This window comes from Micromonospora sp. NPDC049060, from assembly GCF_040649055.1.
GTDB lineage: Bacteria > Actinomycetota > Actinomycetes > Mycobacteriales > Micromonosporaceae > Micromonospora > Micromonospora reichwaldensis.
The window spans coordinates 1-17,183 of record NZ_JBEZEV010000005.1; the positions used below are offsets into that span (position 1 = coordinate 1).

Sequence of the window (17,183 nt, forward strand, 5' to 3'; positions counted from 1 at the left end):
CCGGAACATCGGCACCCGCAGCACGTAGGCGATGCCGTCGCGCACGTCCCGGACCAGCGTGGTGTTGCGTGCCGGCGGGGCTGCCGCCGCCCCGGCCGGCCCGCCGGGCGGGCGGCGCCTTCACGAGCGGACGGCTCATGGACGGGTGCGGGTCACGCGGGGACCTTGGCGGTGGCGTCGACGATCACGCGGAGCAGGTCCACCACGCGGGGTCCCCAGCGGGAGGCGACGTCGTCGTCGAGGCCGACGACCTGGTTGTTCTTGACCGCCGTGACGCCCGACCAGCCGGCGCGCGCCTTGACCGTCTCCGCGCTCTGCTTGCAGCACTTGGTGTCGGCGAGGAAGACGAAGTCCGGGTCGGCCTTGACGATGACCTCCTGGGAGAGCTGCGGGTAGCCGCCCTGCTTGCCGTCGGCGTCGGACGCGTCGGCGATGTTCTCCAGGCCCACCAGGGTGTAGAGCGAGCCGATGAAGGTCTTGCTGGTGGCCGTGTAGAGCTCCGGGCCCAGCTCGTGGTAGTAGGTGAGCTTCTCGGCGCGCTTCGGCAGGTTGGCGACCAGCTTGGTGATGTCGTCCTTCATGCGCTTCGTCACGTCGGCGGCCTCGTCCGCGTGGCCGGTGAGGGCGCCCAGCTCGGTGATCTGCCGGTAGCTGTCGTCGAGCGTGGTCGCGGCCGGGGTCTGGTAGACCGGGATCTTCAGCGCGGTGAGCTGATCGACGATCTTGTTGCGGTCGTCGGAGAGGACCACCAGGTCGGGGCTCTTGCCGGCGATCGCCTCGGCGTTCGGGGTGAAGCCCGAGAGGTCGCTCTTCGGCGCGTCGGCCGGGAAGTTCGACTGGTCGTCGACGGCGGTGACCTGCTTGCCGGCGCCGATGGCGAAGAGCATCTCGGTGGCCGACGGGGAGAGCGAGACGATCTTCTCGGGCCGCTTCTCCAGCGTCACCGTGCCCACGGTCACGGGGAAGGCGGCGCCGGCCGAGCTGGCGCCGGCGGCGGGGGTGTCGTCGGAGCTCTTCTCGGCGCAGGCGCCGAGGGCGAGCGCGGCCACCGCGAGGGTCGCGGCGAAGAGCCTGGGGGTACGTCTGAGCACGGGGTCCTCCTGTCGGTCGAGGAGCGTGGTGCTTCGCCGACAGGGAGCGGTGGCGCCCGTCCGCGAGGCGCCCTTCCTCGAGAGCGCGTGTCGCGACCACGGACGCAGGCGACCTGGCTCGTCCCCGCCACGCCCGGGTACGGCGGTGGCGGGACATCACAGTTGCGGGACAGCGCCGGTTTCGCACCGGCTTCGCTGCGCGTGGTCGGTAGAACGGTAGCGCACGCCCCGGACGTGCCTCGACGATCCAGGGCGCATCGGCGCTCGTTGATCACCAACGGCGGCGACACGCCCTGGATCGGCGTACGCGGAGAGGGGTGGTGGGGCCCCGCCGGGGGCGGAACCGGGGCCCCACCGGGTCAGGAACTGGTGATGGTGACGTTGTCCACAGCCGCCTCGACCAGGCTCGCGCCCGAGGCGTCCGCCGCCTCGACGAGGATCCGCACCGACTGACCGGCGTACGGGGTGAGGTTGGCGTTGGCCACCGCCCAGGCGCCGTTGCGGTTGGTGGCCGCCCCGGACTGGGTGAACAGGGCCGTGGTGCCGCCGTTGTGCACCACGCTCACCCGGAGGTAGTCGGCCGACGAGGCGTTCGAGCCGTGGGCCAGGTACCAGGCGAGGGAGAGCGTCAGCGTGCCGCTCGACGGCAGGGTCACCGCCGGCGACCGGGCGCTGGTCACGCCGCCGTCGACGTCGTGGTCACCGGCCCCCGTGCCGGCCAGCCGGCCGGTGACCAGGTCGTTGGCGCCGGCGTACGGGGTGAGCTGCTTCGCCCCGCTGGAGTTGGTCGCCTGGGCGGCGCCCCGCTCGAACGCCCCGGCGGTCGCGGTGTCGGTGCCGTTCGGGTTGATGGTCCAGCCGGTGGCCGTCTCGAAGGTGTCCGACCAGATCGTGGTGCCGCCGCCACCGCCGCAGTACTGGTCCTGCTTGCCGATGACCCGGTACGGGCAGTCGGCGTACTCGCTGATCAGCAGGACCGCCTCCCGGTTCCGCGAGGTCTGGGCGGGGATCACCTCGTCGGGCGGGTAGAAGCCGCCACCGCCGGCCGAGCCGGGGTACATCTCGAAGGTGTACGCCCAGATGCCGTGCTGGCCCCACATCCAGTCGATGCTGTCCCCGTCGGTGATGTAGAGGTCGCTGGACTGCTGCGGGGTGTAGCCGTTGGTGTTCGCCATCTGCTGGCCCAGCGTGGCGAAGGTGTTGTACTGGTCCGTCGACATCCCGGGGGCGGTGTTGTTGTACGTGTAGCCGAACGGCCAGAGCACCAGCTCCGAGTACGTGTGGAAGTCGATGTTGGCCTTGATCTGCTGGGTGCCGCCGACGACCCGGCTGTTCACGAAGTTGCGCAGTGCCGCGGTCTCCGGCGCGGAGAACGCCGACGGGCCCCGGTAGGTGTCCGACGAGGTCGAGCCGGACGAGCCGCCGCAGCAGCCCCACTGGTAGGACCAGTTCCGGTTCAGGTCGGTGCCCACGTACGACGAGCCGCTGTTGGGCTGCCGGTTCTTGCGCCAGGAGCGGTAGGAGCCGGTGGCGATGTCGTACTCGCTGCCGTCCGGGTTGACCGTCGGCACGATCCAGATCTCCCGGCTGTTCACGATGCTGGTGATCCGGGAGTCGCTGCCGTAGCTGTCGGTGAAGAGGTTGAGCAGGTAGACCGCCATCTCGACGGTCAGGTGCTCGCGGGCGTGCTGCTGGGAGTTGAACAGGATCTCCGGCTCGTTCTCGTCGGTGGCGACGTTGTCGGAGATCTTCACCGCCATCAGGTCCCGGCCCTCGTACGAGGAACCGATGCTGATCTTCCGGGCGATCGAGGGGTGGTCCGCGACCACCTTGTTCACCAGGGCGGTCAGCTCGGCGTAGTCGTGGTAGTTGGAGTCGGCGGGCGGGAAGGCCGCCGTGCCGACGTCCCCGTCGGCGTGGTCGTGCCCGTCGGCCGACGGGGCGGGGACCGCCTCCAGCCGGAAGCCGAGCCGGGTGATGGCCGCCGCCTCGGCGGGGGTGGCCGAGACGTTCAGCACGCCGTGCTCGACGAAGTCGATGGCGGCGCCGGTGCCGGCGACGGCGGTGCGGTCGTCGACCGTACGCGGGCCGAGCACCCGGTACGACGCCGTCGCGGAGTCGGCCCGGTCCGGGGCCGGCCGGGCTGTGGCCGGCGCGGCGGCGACCGTGAGCAGGGCGAACCCGGCTGCTACGGCGACCGCCAGACGACGGCGGAGGGTGGTGTTGCGGAAGGCCATGGACAACCTCCTCGGAGGGCGGGAGGAGATCCCGCTCGGTGGAGGACACTTCACCACCGCTCACATGGTCATATCAACATCCATCGCTGCCCACTTTGCATGTCATCCTGATCCTCACATCGGCAAGGATTTTCCAACTGTCGACCTCTGGCGAAAGTTCCTTCCGAGCGGGACACTGACCCGCAACGATCGTCCGTCCCTGCGGAGGACCCATGGCCAGAACACGCCTGCGTACGGCCGCCCTCGCGGCCGCCACCGCACTCTCCCTTCTCGGCACCGCGGCACCCGCCGTCGCCGCGCCCGTAACGGCACCGTCGACCACCCGCCCGGTGGTCCACGACGAACAGATCACCTTCCAGGACTGGTCCCGCTACCCCGACTGGCGTCGCGGCACCCACGCCGGCACCACGGCCGTCCCCGGCCTCCGGCCGGGTGTGACGATGGCCCGGCCGCTCGGCACCACCGACTACACCGACCCGCACACCGGCGTCACCAAGAGCTGGGAGTACGCGACCTGGACCTCCCCGGTCACCCAGGTCGGGTTCGACGCCACCGAGCTGATCGCCTCGTGGAACGCGAAGACCCCGGCCGGCACCTGGATCCAGGTGGAGATGCAGGGCACGTACAACACCGGCGTCCAGACCAAGTGGTACGTGATGGGCCGGTGGGCCTCCGGTGACGCCGACATCAAGCGCACCAGCGTCAACCGGCAGGGCGACCCCTGGTCGACCATCTGGACCGACACCTTCAGCATCGACGACGCCTCCGTCGGGGTGCTGCTGCGGGGGTACCAGCTGCGGCTGACCCTCTACCGGGCGCCGGGCCAGCAGGCCGCGCCGGTGGTCCACACCCTGGGCGCGATGAGCTCGAACGTCCCCGACCGGTTCACCGTCGAGCCGAGCAAGGGCGGCATCGCCTGGGGCAGGGAACTCGCCGTCCCCCGCTACTCGCAGAACGTCCACGCCGGCCACTACCCCGAGTACGACGGCGGCGGCCAGGCCTGGTGCTCCCCCACCTCCACCACGATGGTGATCGAGTACTGGGGCCGCAAGGCGTCCGAGGAGGAGACCTCCTGGGTCGACCCGACCTACCCGGACCCGACGGTCAACCACGCCGCCCGGATGGTCTACGACTACCAGTACGACGGCGCGGGCAACTGGCCCTTCAACACCGCGTACGCGGCCAGCTTCCCCGGCCTGGAGGCGCGGGTCACCCGGCTGCACTCGCTGGACGAGGTGGAGCGCTTCATCGCCGCCGGGATCCCGGTGGTGACCAGCCAGTCCTTCCTCGCCAGCGAGCTGGACGGGGCGAACTACGGCACCTCCGGGCACCTGTTCGTCATCGTCGGCTTCACCGCCGAGGGCGACGTGATCGTCAACGACCCGGCCTCGTCGAGCAACGACGTGGTGCGCAACGTCTACAAGCGTGAGCAGTTCGAGCAGATCTGGCTGCGGACCAAGCGGATCAACGCCAGCGGCGGGGTGTCCGGCGGCCCCGGCGGCGTCGTCTACCTGATCAAGCCCACGACGAAGCCGTGGCCGAAGGTGGCCGGCTCCACCAACTGGTGACCTGACACCGACCTGATCGAGGGGTCCGCGTCGCCCGGCTCAGGCCGGCGACCGGGCCCCTCGGCCGTTGCGGACAAGTCTGTTCGAGAGGTGCTCGCCGGATGTCTACGGGTTGGCCGACTTGCGACGTTGATAGGGCGTGACCTTCGAGGAGTACGCGTTCGCCCGCACTTCGGCGCTGGTGCGGCTCGCCCGGTTGCTGACCGGTGACGAGCATCGGGCCGAGGACCTGGTTCAGGATGTCCTCGCCAGGGCGTACGCCCGCTGGGCGCGCATCTCCCGGACGGATCGACCCGATGCGTACGTCCGTCGGATGCTCGTCAACGCCCACCACTCGTGGTGGCGCCGGCGCAGCAGCCAGGAGATCTCCGTCGCCGACGTGCACGATCGGCCGGGCGCTACGGACGAGGCCGCCGGTGTCGCCGAACGCGACGCGCTGTGGCGGCTCGTCCGCACCCTGCCGGCGCGTCAACGCACCGTCATCGTCCTGCGCTACTACGAGGATCTCGACGACACGTCGATCGCCGAGATCATGGACTGTTCCACCGGCACAGTCCGTACCCACGCGATGCGGGCCCTGGCGGCACTCCGCAAGCGACAGGAAGCATCCGCATCCGCCTCCGCCCGGACTGGAGGAGAGTTCTGATGTCCAGCGATCTCGATCAGCAGCTCGCCACGACGCTCAGGCACCACGCGGGCGGCGACATCGACCCCGCGCCGATCGTGGAACACGCCAGGCGTCGCGGCCACCACCTCCGGCTGCGCCGCCGCTGGCTGGCCACCGCGGGGACGGCGGCGGCGTGCGTCGTCCTGGCCGCGGCGGTCATGGTGCTGCCGTCCGGTCGGGCACCCGATGGCGCGACCGTGCCGGCCACGGCACTCGTGCTGCCGGCCGCACCGGGCCAGCCCGGCGCCATCGCACGGCCCGAGGATGTGGGGGCCGACCCCGGCGTGGTGCACTTCACGACCGACAGCCTGGTCAGCGATGCCTCGTCCGCGACCTGGAGCGCCGGCCGTGGGGTCGAGAGCGTCGAGTTCCGGGGCCCGACCGGGCAGGCCCGGTTCGCGTTGGCGCGCAGCGTCGCGACGCTCGATGGGCTGCAGCAGACGTTGTCGTCGGCGGGGCGACCGCAGCCGCCGACCGATGTGCGAGTCGGAGGCCGCCCGGGGGTCGCTTGGCTCGATACGAAACTGTGGTTCGTCCGCTGGCAACCCGTCGACGGGCTGTGGGCTCAGCTCGACATCTACGCGACCGGCCGCGACGAGGCGACGGACGCGGCGAGTCGCGTCCGGTTCGACGGCGCCCACCGCTGCGTGGTGCCGTTCCGCCTGCGGTCACTGCCGCCAGGTGGGCGGCTGCTCGGCTGCTCGGTCACGCTTTCCCGGTCGGAGCACGGCTCCTTCGATGAGGCCTCGCTGACGGTAGGGGACGATTCCGGGCGCTGGCTGACGGTTCGGGCGCAACCTGTGCCGGGGCGCGACGCCAGGGAAGCCGACCTCGTCGCAGGGCCCCACCGGGCACGCCGGCAGGGCAGCGACGTGCTGGAGATGTACGTCAAGCCGTTCATGGTCGAGGCGTTCCTCAAGGGTTGGGGGAACGGCTACACCGAGTCGGAAGGCCTGACGGCGCTGAGCGGGTACCAGCCGGTCCACGACCTCGACCGCCCCGACACCTGGTGAACCACCCCGCGCCGATACGGCGGCCCTGCGCTGGCCTTCGACGCTTAGGGCTGGCGTGCGTTCCTCGACTCCCTGAAGCACAGCTAGCGCTGCCATCCGTGGTCGGAGGCTGCCACCTTCCGGAAATTCCGTTCTACTCTTCGGGACAGCCATGGACCTTGGCAAGAGAGTGCCCCTCCAGGGGCGCTTTCGTGCCAAGATCTCCGCCGCCACGGTCCCGGCCGTGGTGGTCCACCGGCGGTCAGTCGTGGTTACGGCGGGTGCCGGGCGTTTCGGCCGGGCGGTAGCACAGACGGGGCAGCTCGACAGGGGCCGAAGAGGGATACGCGGATGCGGTCACACCGTTACTCGACGCGGCAGGGCAAGGTGGGGCTTTGGAGGGCGCTGATCAACGGGCGCCACCCTGTTGCTCGTCGCCTCCGGGCTCGTCCTCGCCGGCGAGGGCGGAGCGGAGCCGCTCCTTCTCGGCGCGACGACGCTCGGCGGCGGTGGCCATCTCCTCGGCCATCTCGTCCCGCCAGCCCTTCAGCAGGAAGAACGACAGCGCGGCCGAGAAGGCCAGCGCCACCATCAGCTTGATGAAGATGTCCATCTCGACCAGCCAGAGGGCCGCCAGCACGGCGACGAACAGGCCGAGCCGGCCCAGCGTGTACTTGACCGCCGCGCTCACGTTCCGCACTCCGTTCTCCGCGCCGGGGCTCCGGCGGCAGGTTCAGCCCGTCCGGCGGGCCAGCCAGTGGACGCCGTGGAACCAGACCACCGCGTACCCGAGGGTGAAGGTCGCCGCCCCCAGCCCACCGGAGAGCAGCGGCGGGAGACCGGCGGCGAGGCCGGCCACCACGAGCCCGGCGACCACGCCCACGGCGACGGCCGCCAGCGCCGACACCACCCGGGCCGCGCCGAACTCCCAGGCGCGGAAGTCGTCCCAGAACAGCCAGGCCGGCAGGATGATCGCCAGCCAGCCGTTCGACCGCCCGAATTCGCCGCTGCCGATCAGCGCGAACGCCCAGTCGAACAGCACCACCGCCAGCACGCCGATGACCAGGCCGGCCAGGCTCACCCCGAGCAGGTCGCCCAGGGTGAGGATGCGCCCCTCGGCGTCGCGCCGGGGGAATCCGCTCCGCTGCTCGGTCATGGTCTGGAAGGGTACGTGCCGACTCAGGCCCAGACCTGCTGCGGCTCGGCGCGGCGCTCGGCCAGGGACGCGGGGGCGTCGTACTCGCGGACCACCTCGTAGCGGGTGTTCCGCTCGACGGGGCGGAAGCCGGCGTCCCAGATCAGGTGCAGCAGGTCGTCCCGGTGCATCGTGTTCGGGGTGCCGTACGAGTCGGCGTCGTGGGTGATCTTGTATTCGACGACCGAGCCGTCCAGGTCGTCGACGCCGAAGTTGAGCGAGAGCTGGGCGACCGACAGCCCGTGCATGACCCAGAAGCACTTCACGTGCGGGACGTTGTCGAAGAGCAGCCGGGAGACCGCGAAGGTCTTCAGCGACTCGGCCGGCGACGCCATCGTCGTCCGGGCCTGGATCCGGTTACGGATCTTGCCGTCCGCCGAGTCGACGAAGTCGTGCTGGTAGCGCAACGGGATGAAGACCGCGAAGCCGCCCGTCTCGTCCTGGAGCTCGCGCAGCCGCAGCACGTGGTCCACCCGGTGCCGGGGCTCCTCGATGTGGCCGTAGAGCATCGTCGCCGGGGTCTTCATGCCCTTGCTGTGCGCCAGGGCGTGGATCCGCGACCAGTCCTCCCAGTGGCAGGCGTGGTCGACGATGTGCTGGCGGACCTCCCAGTCGAAGATCTCCGCGCCGCCGCCGGTCAGCGACTCCAGGCCGGCGTCCATCAGCTCGTCGAGGATCTCGTCGGCGCTCAGCCCGCTGATCTTCTCGAACCACTGCACCTCGGTCGCGGTGAAGCACTTGAGCTTGACGTTCGGCAGCGCCGCCTTCAGCTCGCGCAGCACCTTCGGGTAGTAGCGCCAGGGCAGGGTCGGGTGCAGGCCGTTGACGATGTGCAGCTCGGTGAGCTGCTCGTCCTCCATCTCCTTGGCCTTGCGGACCGCCTCGTCGATGCGCATCGTGTAGGCGTCCTTCTCGCCCGGCTTGCGCTGGAACGAGCAGTACGCGCACGAGGCGGAGCAGACGTTTGTCAGGTTGAGGTGCCGGTTGACGTTGAACATCACCCGGTCGCCGTTGAGCTCGGTGCGCCGGTGGTGCGCCAGCCGGCCGAGCCACGCGAGGTCGTCGCTGTCGTAGAGGGCGATCCCGTCCTCACGGGTCAGCCGCTCGCCGGCGTACACCTTCGCTTCGAGCTCACGCTTGAGTCCGGCGTCCATCGAAAGCCACGTCCCTTCCACCTGCGGTAGGAATCGAGCGTACGTCGGCCCGCCGACGCCGCCGCAGCATGGTCGGCCCCCGTGCGCCGGTTCACCGAACTCACAGGCTCCCGTTACCTGCCGACGCATCGACATCGTTGCCTGGGTGCGGTAAGACAGGGTGGGACGTTCGCCACACACTGGTAGCGTCCCGACGGCCGCGCCCACCGGCGCGGCGACGCAGGCCGGACGGGGAGCGGAATGGGCGACAGCAGGCACGGGCGACGGCAGCGACGGCGGAGTCCGGTGATCTCGCCGGTGCTGCGCCCGGCGCTCTGGTCCGCCCTGCTCGGCGCCGTCGCCGCCACGGTCCTCGCCAACCCGGTCCAGGCCGACCCGTCGCTGCCCACCAGCGTCCCCGACACCGGGTCCCGGCCGTCCTACAGCGGCCAGCTCCAGCTCCCCGGCGGCACGCCGGTCCCGGGGCTACCGGGCACGGTCCCGGGCGTGCCGGGCACGGTTCCCGGGCTGCCGGGCGCGGTCCCCGGCGTGCCGGCCGGCAACGTCGGCAACGGCCCGCTCGCCGCCCAGATCTACGCCGCCGAGGCCCAGGTCGGGCAGCTCCGTGACCAGCTGCTCCTGCTCCAGCAGAAGCGCACCGAGGCCGAGACGCAGCGTGCCACCGCCGAGCGCAACCTCGCCCTCGCCCGGGACGCGGTGGCGCGCGCCCAGGAGGGCGCCGACGCCGCCGCCGCGGGCGCCTTCAAGGCCGCCGCCGCCCTCCCGCCGGGCGAGTTCGCCAACGACCTGCACGAACTGAGCCGGCTCTCCCGGATCATCCGGGGCGAGAAGGCCGAGGGCGGCACCACCGCCGCCCAGGGCGAGGTGTCCCGGGCCCGCACCGGCGAGCAGGCCGCCAGCCAGGCGATGGTCTCGGCCGACTCCCGCCTCACGGGCGCCAGGACGGAATACTCCGCCGGCGAGAAGGCCCTGCGCGCGGCCGAGAAGAAGCTGGACAAGCTGAAGCGGGACAACGCCGCCCAGCTCGTCGAGATCGAACGCCAGCAGGAGGCCGCCGAGCAGCGCCTCGGTGCCGGCTACCTCGGCAACGAGACCGCCAACGGACTGGCCGCCCACCCGACGGCGCTGAAGGCCCTGGCGTACGCCAAGGCGCAGCTCGGCGACCCCTATCTGTGGGCCGCCGAGGGGCCGGACCGGTTCGACTGCTCCGGCCTGATCTACGCCGCCTACCGGTCGGCGGGCTACTACGGGCTGCCCCGGGTCTCCCGGGACCAGTACTACGCCACCCGGTCCCGCACCGTGTCCCGCACCGCGCTGCTCCCCGGTGACCTGCTCTTCTTCGCCTCCGGCACCAGCTGGACGACGATCCACCACATGGGCATGTACGTCGGCGGCGGCAAGATGATCCACGCGCCGACCACCGGCGACGTGGTGAAGATCTCCACCGTCCGCTGGTCGCGCCTCTACGCCGCCACCCGCGTCATCGGGGCGGTGCCCGCGCCGGTCAGCACCCCCTCGCCGACGCCGACGCCGAGCAAGCCGCCCGCGACGAAGCCGCCGACCAGCCCGAAGCCGACCTCGCCGACCTCGCCGTCGCCGAGCCCGTCGACGTCACCGTCGACCTCGCCGTCCCCGACGCCGACCGGCACCCCCTCGCCCACGCCCACGCCCGACACGTCGACCTCGCCGTCGCCGTCCCCGAGCAGCTCGGACGCCTCGTCGCCGAGCCCCTCGGGGGGCAGTGTGGCGCCGACCACGGCGCAGAGCAGTTCCGATCCGGCGGCCAGCACCTCGGCCAGCACGTCGGCCACCGCCTCGGCGAGCTCCGGCAGCTGACCACGGTCCCCGGGCCGACCGACGGGATCGGCCCGACATCGCCCCCGGAACACGCTCCGGCTGTGCCGTCGGGCCGGAATGTGGCACGGTGACAGACAGGCACGCCCGGTCCGATGTCGCGGATCCGGGCGCGAGCGTGCGCGGAGGGCGAGCATGGCCGAGCAAAAGGTTCCGGCGGAGCCGGTCGACCACGGATCCGCGCCCGACCGGAGCGGTGCCGGGGCACCGCATCCCCTGACGTCCGTCGGCGCACCGACGCCGGCCACAGCCGACGGCGCGGCGGGGCCGTCCGGGTCGTCGACCGAGCCGTCCCCCGACGACGTACGCCGACAGCCCGACGCGCCGGCCCGGGGCCGGGTGTCCGTGGCCACCGCCGCCGCGCCCGGCGGGAGCGAGGCGGTACCGCCGCCCGGCCCGAGCGCCGGCACCACCTACCGGGCCGCCGGGACGGGTGCTCCGGCGGCCACCCCGGTCCCCGGTCAGCGGGGCACGGCGGGGGCGCGGGCCAGCGCCGCCGTACCGGGCATGCGGCGGATCTCGGCCGACGAGGCCGGGGCCATCCGCTCCCGGACGGGCGAGGCCCGGATCTACCGGGCGGCGCCGGTCAACCCGGAGCCGCCGGAGCCCGCCCAGCCGCCGGAGCCGGCGCAGCCGCCGACCCCGCCCGTCCCGGAGCCCGAGCCGGCGCCGGCCCCCACTCCGCCGGTACCGGGTCCGAACCCGCCGTCGCCGGCCCCTCCGGTCCCGACGCCGACGCCGCCGGTCCCCGGTCCCTACCCGCCCGGCCCGGTACCCCCGGGACCGGGACCCAGGCCGCCGGCACCGGTACCGCCCGTGCCGGGTCCGCCCACGCCGCCACCCGGGCCGCCGGTGCCCGCCCCGCCGCCCCCGCCCGGCCCGACGCCGGCGCCACCGTTCCCGCCGCCGCCCCTCACGGCCGTCGCGAGCGCTGGACCGGCACCGGGCCCCGTCGCGGGCGCGCCGCCGTTCTCCGCGCCACCAGCGGTCACGCCGTCGTTCTCCGCGCCGCCGTTCTCCGCGCCGCCGTTCTCCGCGCCACCGGCCGGCGCACCCTCGTTCTCCGCGCCGCCGTTCTCCGCGCCGTCGTTCTCCGCGCCCCCGGCGGTAGCGTCGCCGGCATCCGCGCCCCCGGCGGTCGCGCCCCCGTTCTCCGCACCGCCGGCATCTTCGCCGCCGTTCTCTGCGCCTCCGGTGTCCGGGCCGCCGGGCGTGCCCGCTCCCGCGCTGCCCGGCTGGCCGCCGCCCACCAACCCGGGCGACCGCCGGCCCGGTGGCGCCGAGCCGGCCACCGCGCCCCGGGAGGCACGCCGGCTGAGCGGTCGCGTCGACGGCGGCGGCCCGGCCACGCGCGTCGGGCAGGCCGGGGGCGCCCCCGCGGGCCGCTACGACGGCGGACCCGACCTGGGCACCATCTACGGCGCGGGTGCCGGAGCCGCCACCGAGGGCCCGGGCTTCAACACCGTGGCGTTCCCGAACAACCCGGTGGAGAACTCCGGCTCGTTGACCGGGCACATCCTTGCCCAGGGCTGGACGGAGACCCCCACCGAGCAGCGCTCCAGCACCGCCAAGGTGGTGGTCGTACTGGCCGCCTCGCTGGGCCTGCTCGTGGCGATCAGCGTGCTGGTCGTGCTGCTCGCCAACGACACGGTGGGTGGGCTGGTGGGCGGCGTCCTGAACAAGTGAGCCGCGTACGACGATTGGTGAGCCCGCCCACTACCCGTCCGTGGTCGGGTGGCGGGTTCGTCCTGTCGCCGTACACTGGTGAGGATCACTGACCCGGCGCGCCCTGCGCGCCCATGGGCGATCTTGCGGGCGATTCGGCGGCGTTCAGCTGCGGCAGGCCATCGCGAAGATGCGCCCCGCTCGAAAGGCATTTCTTGACGACCTTTGCTGAACCCAGCACGTTCCTGCCCGCCCTCGACTCCGCCGACGCGCAGACCGCCGTCGAGCGGGACGGCACCGTCCAGGACCCGGCCGCCCCGGCGACGCCCGAGGCCACCGACTTCGCCGCGCTGGGGCTGCCCCAGCCGCTGGTCCAGGCGCTCGCCCGGCAGGGCATCACCACCCCGTTCGAGATCCAGCGCGCCACCATGCCCGACGCGCTCGCCGGCCGCGACGTCCTCGGCCGTGGCCAGACCGGCTCCGGCAAGACCTTGGCCTTCGGCCTGCCCCTGCTCGCCCTGGTCGCCGACCGCAACCGGGCCCGGCCGTTGCGCCCCCGGGCCCTGGTCCTGGTGCCGACCCGGGAACTCGCGATGCAGGTCAACGACGCGCTGATGCCGCTCGGCAAGGCCGTCGGCGTGTTCCTGAAGACCGCCGTCGGCGGCGTGCCGTACGACCGGCAGATCGACGCCCTGCGGCGCGGGGTGGAGATCATCGTGGCCACCCCGGGCCGGCTGGGCGACCTGATCGCCCGGGGCGTCTGCCACCTGGACGACATCGAGGTCACGGTCCTCGACGAGGCCGACCAGATGGCCGACATGGGCTTCCTGCCCGAGGTCACCGAACTGCTGGCGAAGACGCCGGCCGGCACCCAGCGGCTGCTCTTCTCGGCGACCCTGGACGGCGACGTCGACGCGCTGGTCAAGCGGTTCATGACCGACCCGGTGACGCACTCCACCGCCCCGTCCACCGCCTCGGTGTCCACCATGGACCACCACATGCTGCTGATCCCGCCGCACGACAAGTTCCCGGTCGCCGCGTCCATCGCGGCCCGGGACGGTCGGACGATGGTCTTCGCCCGCACCCAGCTCGGCGTCGACCGGTTGGTCGAGCAGCTGGCCGCCGTCGGCGTACGGGCGGGCGGGCTGCACGGCGGCAAGACCCAGCGGATGCGTACCCGCACGCTGGCCGAGTTCCGTGAGGGACGCGTGAACGTGCTGGTCGCCACGGACGTGGCGGCCCGGGGCATCCACGTCGACGGTGTCTCGCTGGTGCTGCACGTCGACCCGCCGAAGGACCCGAAGGACTACCTGCACCGCGCGGGGCGTACCGCCCGGGCCGGCGAGTCCGGCGCGGTGGCCACGCTGGTGCTGCCGAAGCAGCGGCGGACCACGCTCGCCATGCTGGAGAAGGCCGGCGTGGCACCGGCCGAGACCCGGGTGCGGGTCGGCGACCCGGCGCTCGCCGAGCTGACCGGCGCCCGCGAGCCGAGCGGCGTCCCGGTGCGCATCGAGGCCGAGGAGCCGCGCCGGCACGGCGACCGGCCGGGCGGCCCGCGCCGCTACGGCGACCGCGACACCCGGGGCGAGCGCCGCTACGGCGACCGGCCCCAGGGCGAGCGGCGCTACTCCGACCGCCCGACCGACAGCCGCGGCTACGGCGACCGTCCGCAGGGCGAGCGGCGCTACTCCGACCGCCCGACCGACGGCCGCGGCTACGGCGACCGGCCCCAGGGCGAGCGGCGCTACGGCGACCGGCCGACCGACAGCCGTGCCTACGGCGACCGCCCGCAGGGCGAACGCCGCTACGGCGACCGGCCGACCGACGGCCGTGGCTACTCCGACCGTCCGGCTGACAGCCGCGGCTACGGCGACCGTCCGCAGGGCGAGCGGCGCTTCGGCGACCGGGGCGGCTTCCGGCCCGAGGGCCGGGGGCGCGACGACCGGCCGCGCGACGACCGGCGGGGCTTCGGCGGGCGTCCGCCGGCGCGTACCCACTGACCGACAGCGTCATCCACGAACGCCGTCGCGGGGCTCAGGCTCCGCGGCGGCGTTCGCGCATTCGCTGCCGGTGTCGGCCGGGTCGCGTAACGTCCGGCTCATGCCGACCATGCCGAAGTCGCTCTTCTGGACCCGGACGGACACCGCCGGCGCGGAGCACGCGCTGTTCGACGACGGCCGTGGACTGACGGCGCGGGGCACGCTCACGGCTGTCGACCCGATCCCCTACACCTGCCGCTACCAGCTCGCCACCGACCCGGAGTGGGCCACCCTCCGCGTCGAGGTCGAGGCGGAGGGCACCGGGTGGCTGCGGAGCGTACGCCTGGAGCGGGTGACCGACGGGTGGCGGGTGACCACCGCCGAGCAGGGTGACCTGGACGCGGCGCTGCGGGCGGCCGGCCACCCGCCGGTCGGGCTGCCCGGCACGGACGACCCGGGCCGGCTGGCCGGGGCGGTGGACGTCGACCTCGGCGGGGCGGCGCTGTTCAACGCGCTACCGGTGCGCCGGCTCGGGCTGCCCCGCGCCGCGGCCGACACCCCGCACCGGATCGACGTCGCCTGGGTGCTGGTGCCCAGCCTGCTGGTGGTGCCCGCCGAGCAGGTCTACACCCCGCTCGGCCCCGGCCGGGTCCGCTTCACCAGCGACACCTTCACCACCGACATCGACCTCGACGGCGACGGCTACGTGGTGCGCTACCCCGGGCTGGCCGAGCGCGTCGACCCGCGCTGACCGGGCTGCGGACGCCTCCCCCGACGCCCCGGGCCGGCCAGGCTGGCGCGGCCACCCCGCGGCGCAGGCCAGGCAGGCGGCTCAGGCCGGCCAGGCGCCCGTGCTGAGGAAGCGCTCGACGGTCGCCACGTGCGGGGTCGGGTCCAGTCCCTGGGCGGCCAGCCAGTCGTCGGAGTAGTAGGTGTCGGCGTAGCGGTCGCCGGCGTCGCAGATCAGGGTGACCACCGAGCCGGTGCGGCCCTCGGCGAGCAGCTCCGCGATCAGCCCGAAGGCGCCCCACAGGTTGGTGCCGGTCGAGCCGCCCACCCGGCGGCCGAGCACGGCCGAACCGGCGCGCATGGCGGCCAGCGAGGCGGCGTCGGGCACCTGGACCATCCGGTCCACCACCGACGGCACGAACGACGCCTCGACGGTCGGCCGGCCGATCCCCTCGATGCGGGAACCCCGCCCGGTGCGCACCGACCAGTCGGCGGCCTGCCAGGCGGGATAGAACGCGGAGTTCTCCGGGTCGACCACGCACAACTTGGTGGGCAGCCGCTGGTAGCGGGCGTAGCGGCCGATGGTGGCGCTGGTGCCGCCCGTGCCGGCGCCCACCACGACCCACGCCGGCACCGGGTGCCGTTCCAGGGCGAGCTGCGCGTAGATCGACTCGGCGATGTTGTTGTTGCCCCGCCAGTCGGTGGCGCGCTCGGCGTAGGTGAACTGGTCCATGAAGTGCCCGCCGGAGTCCTCCGCCAGCCAGCGGGCCTCGACGACCACCTTGGCCGGGTCGTCGACGAGATGGCAGCGGCCACCCTGGAACTCGATCTGGGCGATCTTCTCCGGCGAGGTGGAGGCGGGCATCACCGCGATGAACGGCAGCCCCAGCATCCGCGCGAAGTATGCCTCGGAGACCGCCGTCGAGCCGGAGGACGCCTCCACGATCGTGGTCTCCGGGCCGATCCAGCCGTTGCACAGCCCGTAGAGGAAGAGCGAACGGGCCAGCCGGTGCTTCAGCGAGCCGGTCGGGTGCACCGACTCGTCCTTGAGGTAGAGGTCGATCCCCCACGACCGGGGAAGTGGGAACGGCAGCAGGTGGGTGTCGGCGGAGCGGTTGGCGTCCGCCTCCACGGCGGCGATCGCCTCGGTCACCCAGCGCCGGCTGGCCTCGTCGCACCGGTCGATGTGAGTCACGTTCGAAACTTAGCAAGCCCGCTCACCGCGGACCGGCCCCGATCCGGCGGCGCTGGCGGCGCTGCCCGGCCCGGCCGGCCGCGAGGATCAGCGGGGCGAGGCGCACGGCGACGCCGGGCAGCGCGTCGAGGAGCCGGACCTGCGCGCCGCGCCAGCGGGGGACGCTGACCACCGGGCGGGGCCGCCGGGCCAGCCGCGCGGCCCGCCGGGCCACCCGCTCGGGGGTCAGCAGCGTCCCGGTGAAGGAGGCCGCGGCGCCCGGGTCGTCGAGCCGGTCGTGCAGCATCGGCGTCCAGATCCCGTCCGGGCACAGGCACGACACGTGTACGCCCCGGTGCCCGGCCAGCCGCAGGTCGGCGAGGGTGCCGATGCTGAACGCGACGAGGGCGTGCTTGCTGGCCGCGTAGACGGTCTCGCCGGGCGCGGCCACCAGGCCGGCCAGCGACACGACGTTGACCACGTGCCCGTGCCCCTGTTCCCGCATGACGGCGAGGGCGGCGAGGGTGCCGTTCATCGCGCCGAGGGCGTTGACCTCGACCACCCGGCGGCGGGTCGCCGCGTCGTGCTCCCACGAGGGGCCGGTGACGAGGATCCCCGCGTTGTTCACCCAGAGGCCGAGCCCGCCCCGGCCGGCGGCCTCGGCGGCGACGGCGGCGCAGGCGTCGGAGTCGCGTACGTCCAGCCGGCGCGACCAGCCGCCCAGCGGGGCGGCGGCGCGGGCCACCGCCTGGTCGTCGTGGTCGGTGAGGAGCACCGGCCAGCCGTCGGCGTGCAGCGCGGCGGCGATGGCGCGGCCGAGGCCGCCGGCCGCGCCGGTGACCACCGCCGCCCCGGGGGCTGGCTTCGTCATCGGCGCA

The 17,183-nt window shown here is 73.4% G+C and carries 14 protein-coding genes and 1 riboswitch; of the genes, 7 read left to right on the plus strand and 7 right to left on the minus strand.

The window, feature by feature from the left end; translation table 11 throughout:
* Window positions 1-152 precede the first annotated feature (152 nt).
* Together AB0B83_RS03695 and AB0B83_RS03700 are read right to left on the minus strand one after the other, a co-directional pair.
* Window positions 153-1,091 (minus strand): ABC transporter substrate-binding protein, encoded by a 939-nt coding sequence (locus AB0B83_RS03695; protein WP_357576831.1) that lies wholly within the window; start codon window positions 1,089-1,091, stop codon window positions 153-155.
* Window positions 1,092-1,203: 112 nt separating this feature from the next.
* A riboswitch (cobalamin riboswitch) is annotated at window positions 1,204-1,282 on the minus strand.
* A gap of 168 nt (window positions 1,283-1,450) precedes the next feature.
* A complete protein-coding gene (locus tag AB0B83_RS03700; protein WP_357576832.1) occupies window positions 1,451-3,328 on the minus strand; it encodes a M14 family metallopeptidase in 1,878 nt (625 codons plus the stop codon).
* A gap of 212 nt (window positions 3,329-3,540) precedes the next feature.
* Here AB0B83_RS03700 and AB0B83_RS03705 point away from each other — a divergent pair, with 212 nt between their 5' ends.
* From AB0B83_RS03705 to AB0B83_RS03715, 3 genes are all read left to right on the plus strand, one after another.
* Window positions 3,541-4,896: a C39 family peptidase gene (locus AB0B83_RS03705; RefSeq protein WP_357576833.1), complete on the plus strand. Its 1,356-nt coding sequence runs from the start codon at window positions 3,541-3,543 to the stop codon at window positions 4,894-4,896.
* Between the two features lie 139 nt (window positions 4,897-5,035).
* The gene (locus AB0B83_RS03710) at window positions 5,036-5,542 is read left to right on the plus strand and encodes a SigE family RNA polymerase sigma factor (RefSeq protein WP_357576834.1); all 507 of its coding nucleotides are present in this window, start codon (window positions 5,036-5,038) and stop codon (window positions 5,540-5,542) included.
* Window positions 5,542-6,576 (plus strand): hypothetical protein, encoded by a 1,035-nt coding sequence (locus AB0B83_RS03715; protein WP_357576835.1) that lies wholly within the window; start codon window positions 5,542-5,544, stop codon window positions 6,574-6,576. The genes AB0B83_RS03710 and AB0B83_RS03715 overlap by 1 nt, the downstream gene beginning before the upstream one ends.
* A 388-nt stretch (window positions 6,577-6,964) precedes the next feature.
* Here the strand turns inward: AB0B83_RS03715 and AB0B83_RS03720 are convergent, their stop codons facing one another.
* From AB0B83_RS03720 to mqnE, 3 genes are read right to left on the minus strand one after another with little or no spacing between them, the layout of a single operon-like run.
* Window positions 6,965-7,246, minus strand: coding sequence for a DUF4229 domain-containing protein (locus AB0B83_RS03720; protein WP_357576836.1), 282 nt, complete (start codon window positions 7,244-7,246; stop codon window positions 6,965-6,967).
* A gap of 42 nt (window positions 7,247-7,288) precedes the next feature.
* Window positions 7,289-7,711, minus strand: coding sequence for a hypothetical protein (locus tag AB0B83_RS03725; protein ID WP_357576837.1), 423 nt, complete (start codon window positions 7,709-7,711; stop codon window positions 7,289-7,291).
* Window positions 7,712-7,734: 23 nt separating this feature from the next.
* Window positions 7,735-8,904: an aminofutalosine synthase MqnE gene (mqnE, locus tag AB0B83_RS03730; protein ID WP_132232180.1), complete on the minus strand. Its 1,170-nt coding sequence runs from the start codon at window positions 8,902-8,904 to the stop codon at window positions 7,735-7,737.
* A 240-nt stretch (window positions 8,905-9,144) separates the two neighbouring features.
* On the opposite strand from mqnE, the gene AB0B83_RS03735 reads away from it, so the two are divergent.
* The 4 genes from AB0B83_RS03735 (at window position 9,145) to AB0B83_RS03750 (ending at window position 15,153) form a co-directional block, all read left to right on the plus strand.
* The gene (locus AB0B83_RS03735) at window positions 9,145-10,740 is read left to right on the plus strand and encodes an NlpC/P60 family protein (protein WP_357576838.1); all 1,596 of its coding nucleotides are present in this window, start codon (window positions 9,145-9,147) and stop codon (window positions 10,738-10,740) included.
* 1,212 nt (window positions 10,741-11,952) lie between these two features.
* Window positions 11,953-12,444: a hypothetical protein gene (locus AB0B83_RS03740; RefSeq protein ID WP_357576839.1), complete on the plus strand. Its 492-nt coding sequence runs from the start codon at window positions 11,953-11,955 to the stop codon at window positions 12,442-12,444.
* 113 nt (window positions 12,445-12,557) lie between these two features.
* Window positions 12,558-14,423, plus strand: coding sequence for a DEAD/DEAH box helicase (locus AB0B83_RS03745; RefSeq protein ID WP_357576840.1), 1,866 nt, complete (start codon window positions 12,558-12,560; stop codon window positions 14,421-14,423).
* A 109-nt stretch (window positions 14,424-14,532) separates the two neighbouring features.
* Window positions 14,533-15,153, plus strand: a complete 621-nt coding sequence (locus AB0B83_RS03750) for a putative glycolipid-binding domain-containing protein (protein ID WP_357576960.1) — start codon at window positions 14,533-14,535, stop codon at window positions 15,151-15,153.
* 81 nt (window positions 15,154-15,234) lie between these two features.
* Here the strand turns inward: AB0B83_RS03750 and AB0B83_RS03755 are convergent, their stop codons facing one another.
* Both AB0B83_RS03755 and AB0B83_RS03760 read right to left on the minus strand, forming a co-directional pair.
* Entirely contained in the window at window positions 15,235-16,326 is a 1,092-nt protein-coding gene (locus AB0B83_RS03755) for a PLP-dependent cysteine synthase family protein (protein WP_357576841.1), read from the minus strand.
* A 22-nt stretch (window positions 16,327-16,348) separates the two neighbouring features.
* On the minus strand, window positions 16,349-17,176 hold the full coding sequence (locus tag AB0B83_RS03760) for an SDR family oxidoreductase (protein ID WP_357576842.1): 828 nt from the start codon (window positions 17,174-17,176) through the stop codon (window positions 16,349-16,351).
* Between the last annotated feature and the right edge of the window lie 7 nt (window positions 17,177-17,183).

What these genes read in the sequence shown, in the direction of transcription:
- AB0B83_RS03715 (WP_357576835.1), top strand. Translation starts at nt 5,542, where the DNA reads ATGTCCAGCGATCTCGATCAGCAGCTCGCCACGACGCTCAGGCACCAC.
- AB0B83_RS03705 (WP_357576833.1), top strand. Translation starts at nt 3,541, where the DNA reads ATGGCCAGAACACGCCTGCGTACGGCCGCCCTCGCGGCCGCCACCGCA.
- AB0B83_RS03735 (WP_357576838.1), top strand. Translation starts at nt 9,145, where the DNA reads ATGGGCGACAGCAGGCACGGGCGACGGCAGCGACGGCGGAGTCCGGTG.
- AB0B83_RS03700 (WP_357576832.1), bottom strand. Translation starts at nt 3,328, where the DNA reads ATGGCCTTCCGCAACACCACCCTCCGCCGTCGTCTGGCGGTCGCCGTA.
- AB0B83_RS03760 (WP_357576842.1), bottom strand. Translation starts at nt 17,176, where the DNA reads ATGACGAAGCCAGCCCCCGGGGCGGCGGTGGTCACCGGCGCGGCCGGC.
- mqnE (WP_132232180.1), bottom strand. Translation starts at nt 8,904, where the DNA reads ATGGACGCCGGACTCAAGCGTGAGCTCGAAGCGAAGGTGTACGCCGGC.
- AB0B83_RS03750 (WP_357576960.1), top strand. Translation starts at nt 14,533, where the DNA reads ATGCCGAAGTCGCTCTTCTGGACCCGGACGGACACCGCCGGCGCGGAG.
- AB0B83_RS03745 (WP_357576840.1), top strand. Translation starts at nt 12,558, where the DNA reads ATGGGCGATCTTGCGGGCGATTCGGCGGCGTTCAGCTGCGGCAGGCCA.
- AB0B83_RS03725 (WP_357576837.1), bottom strand. Translation starts at nt 7,711, where the DNA reads ATGACCGAGCAGCGGAGCGGATTCCCCCGGCGCGACGCCGAGGGGCGC.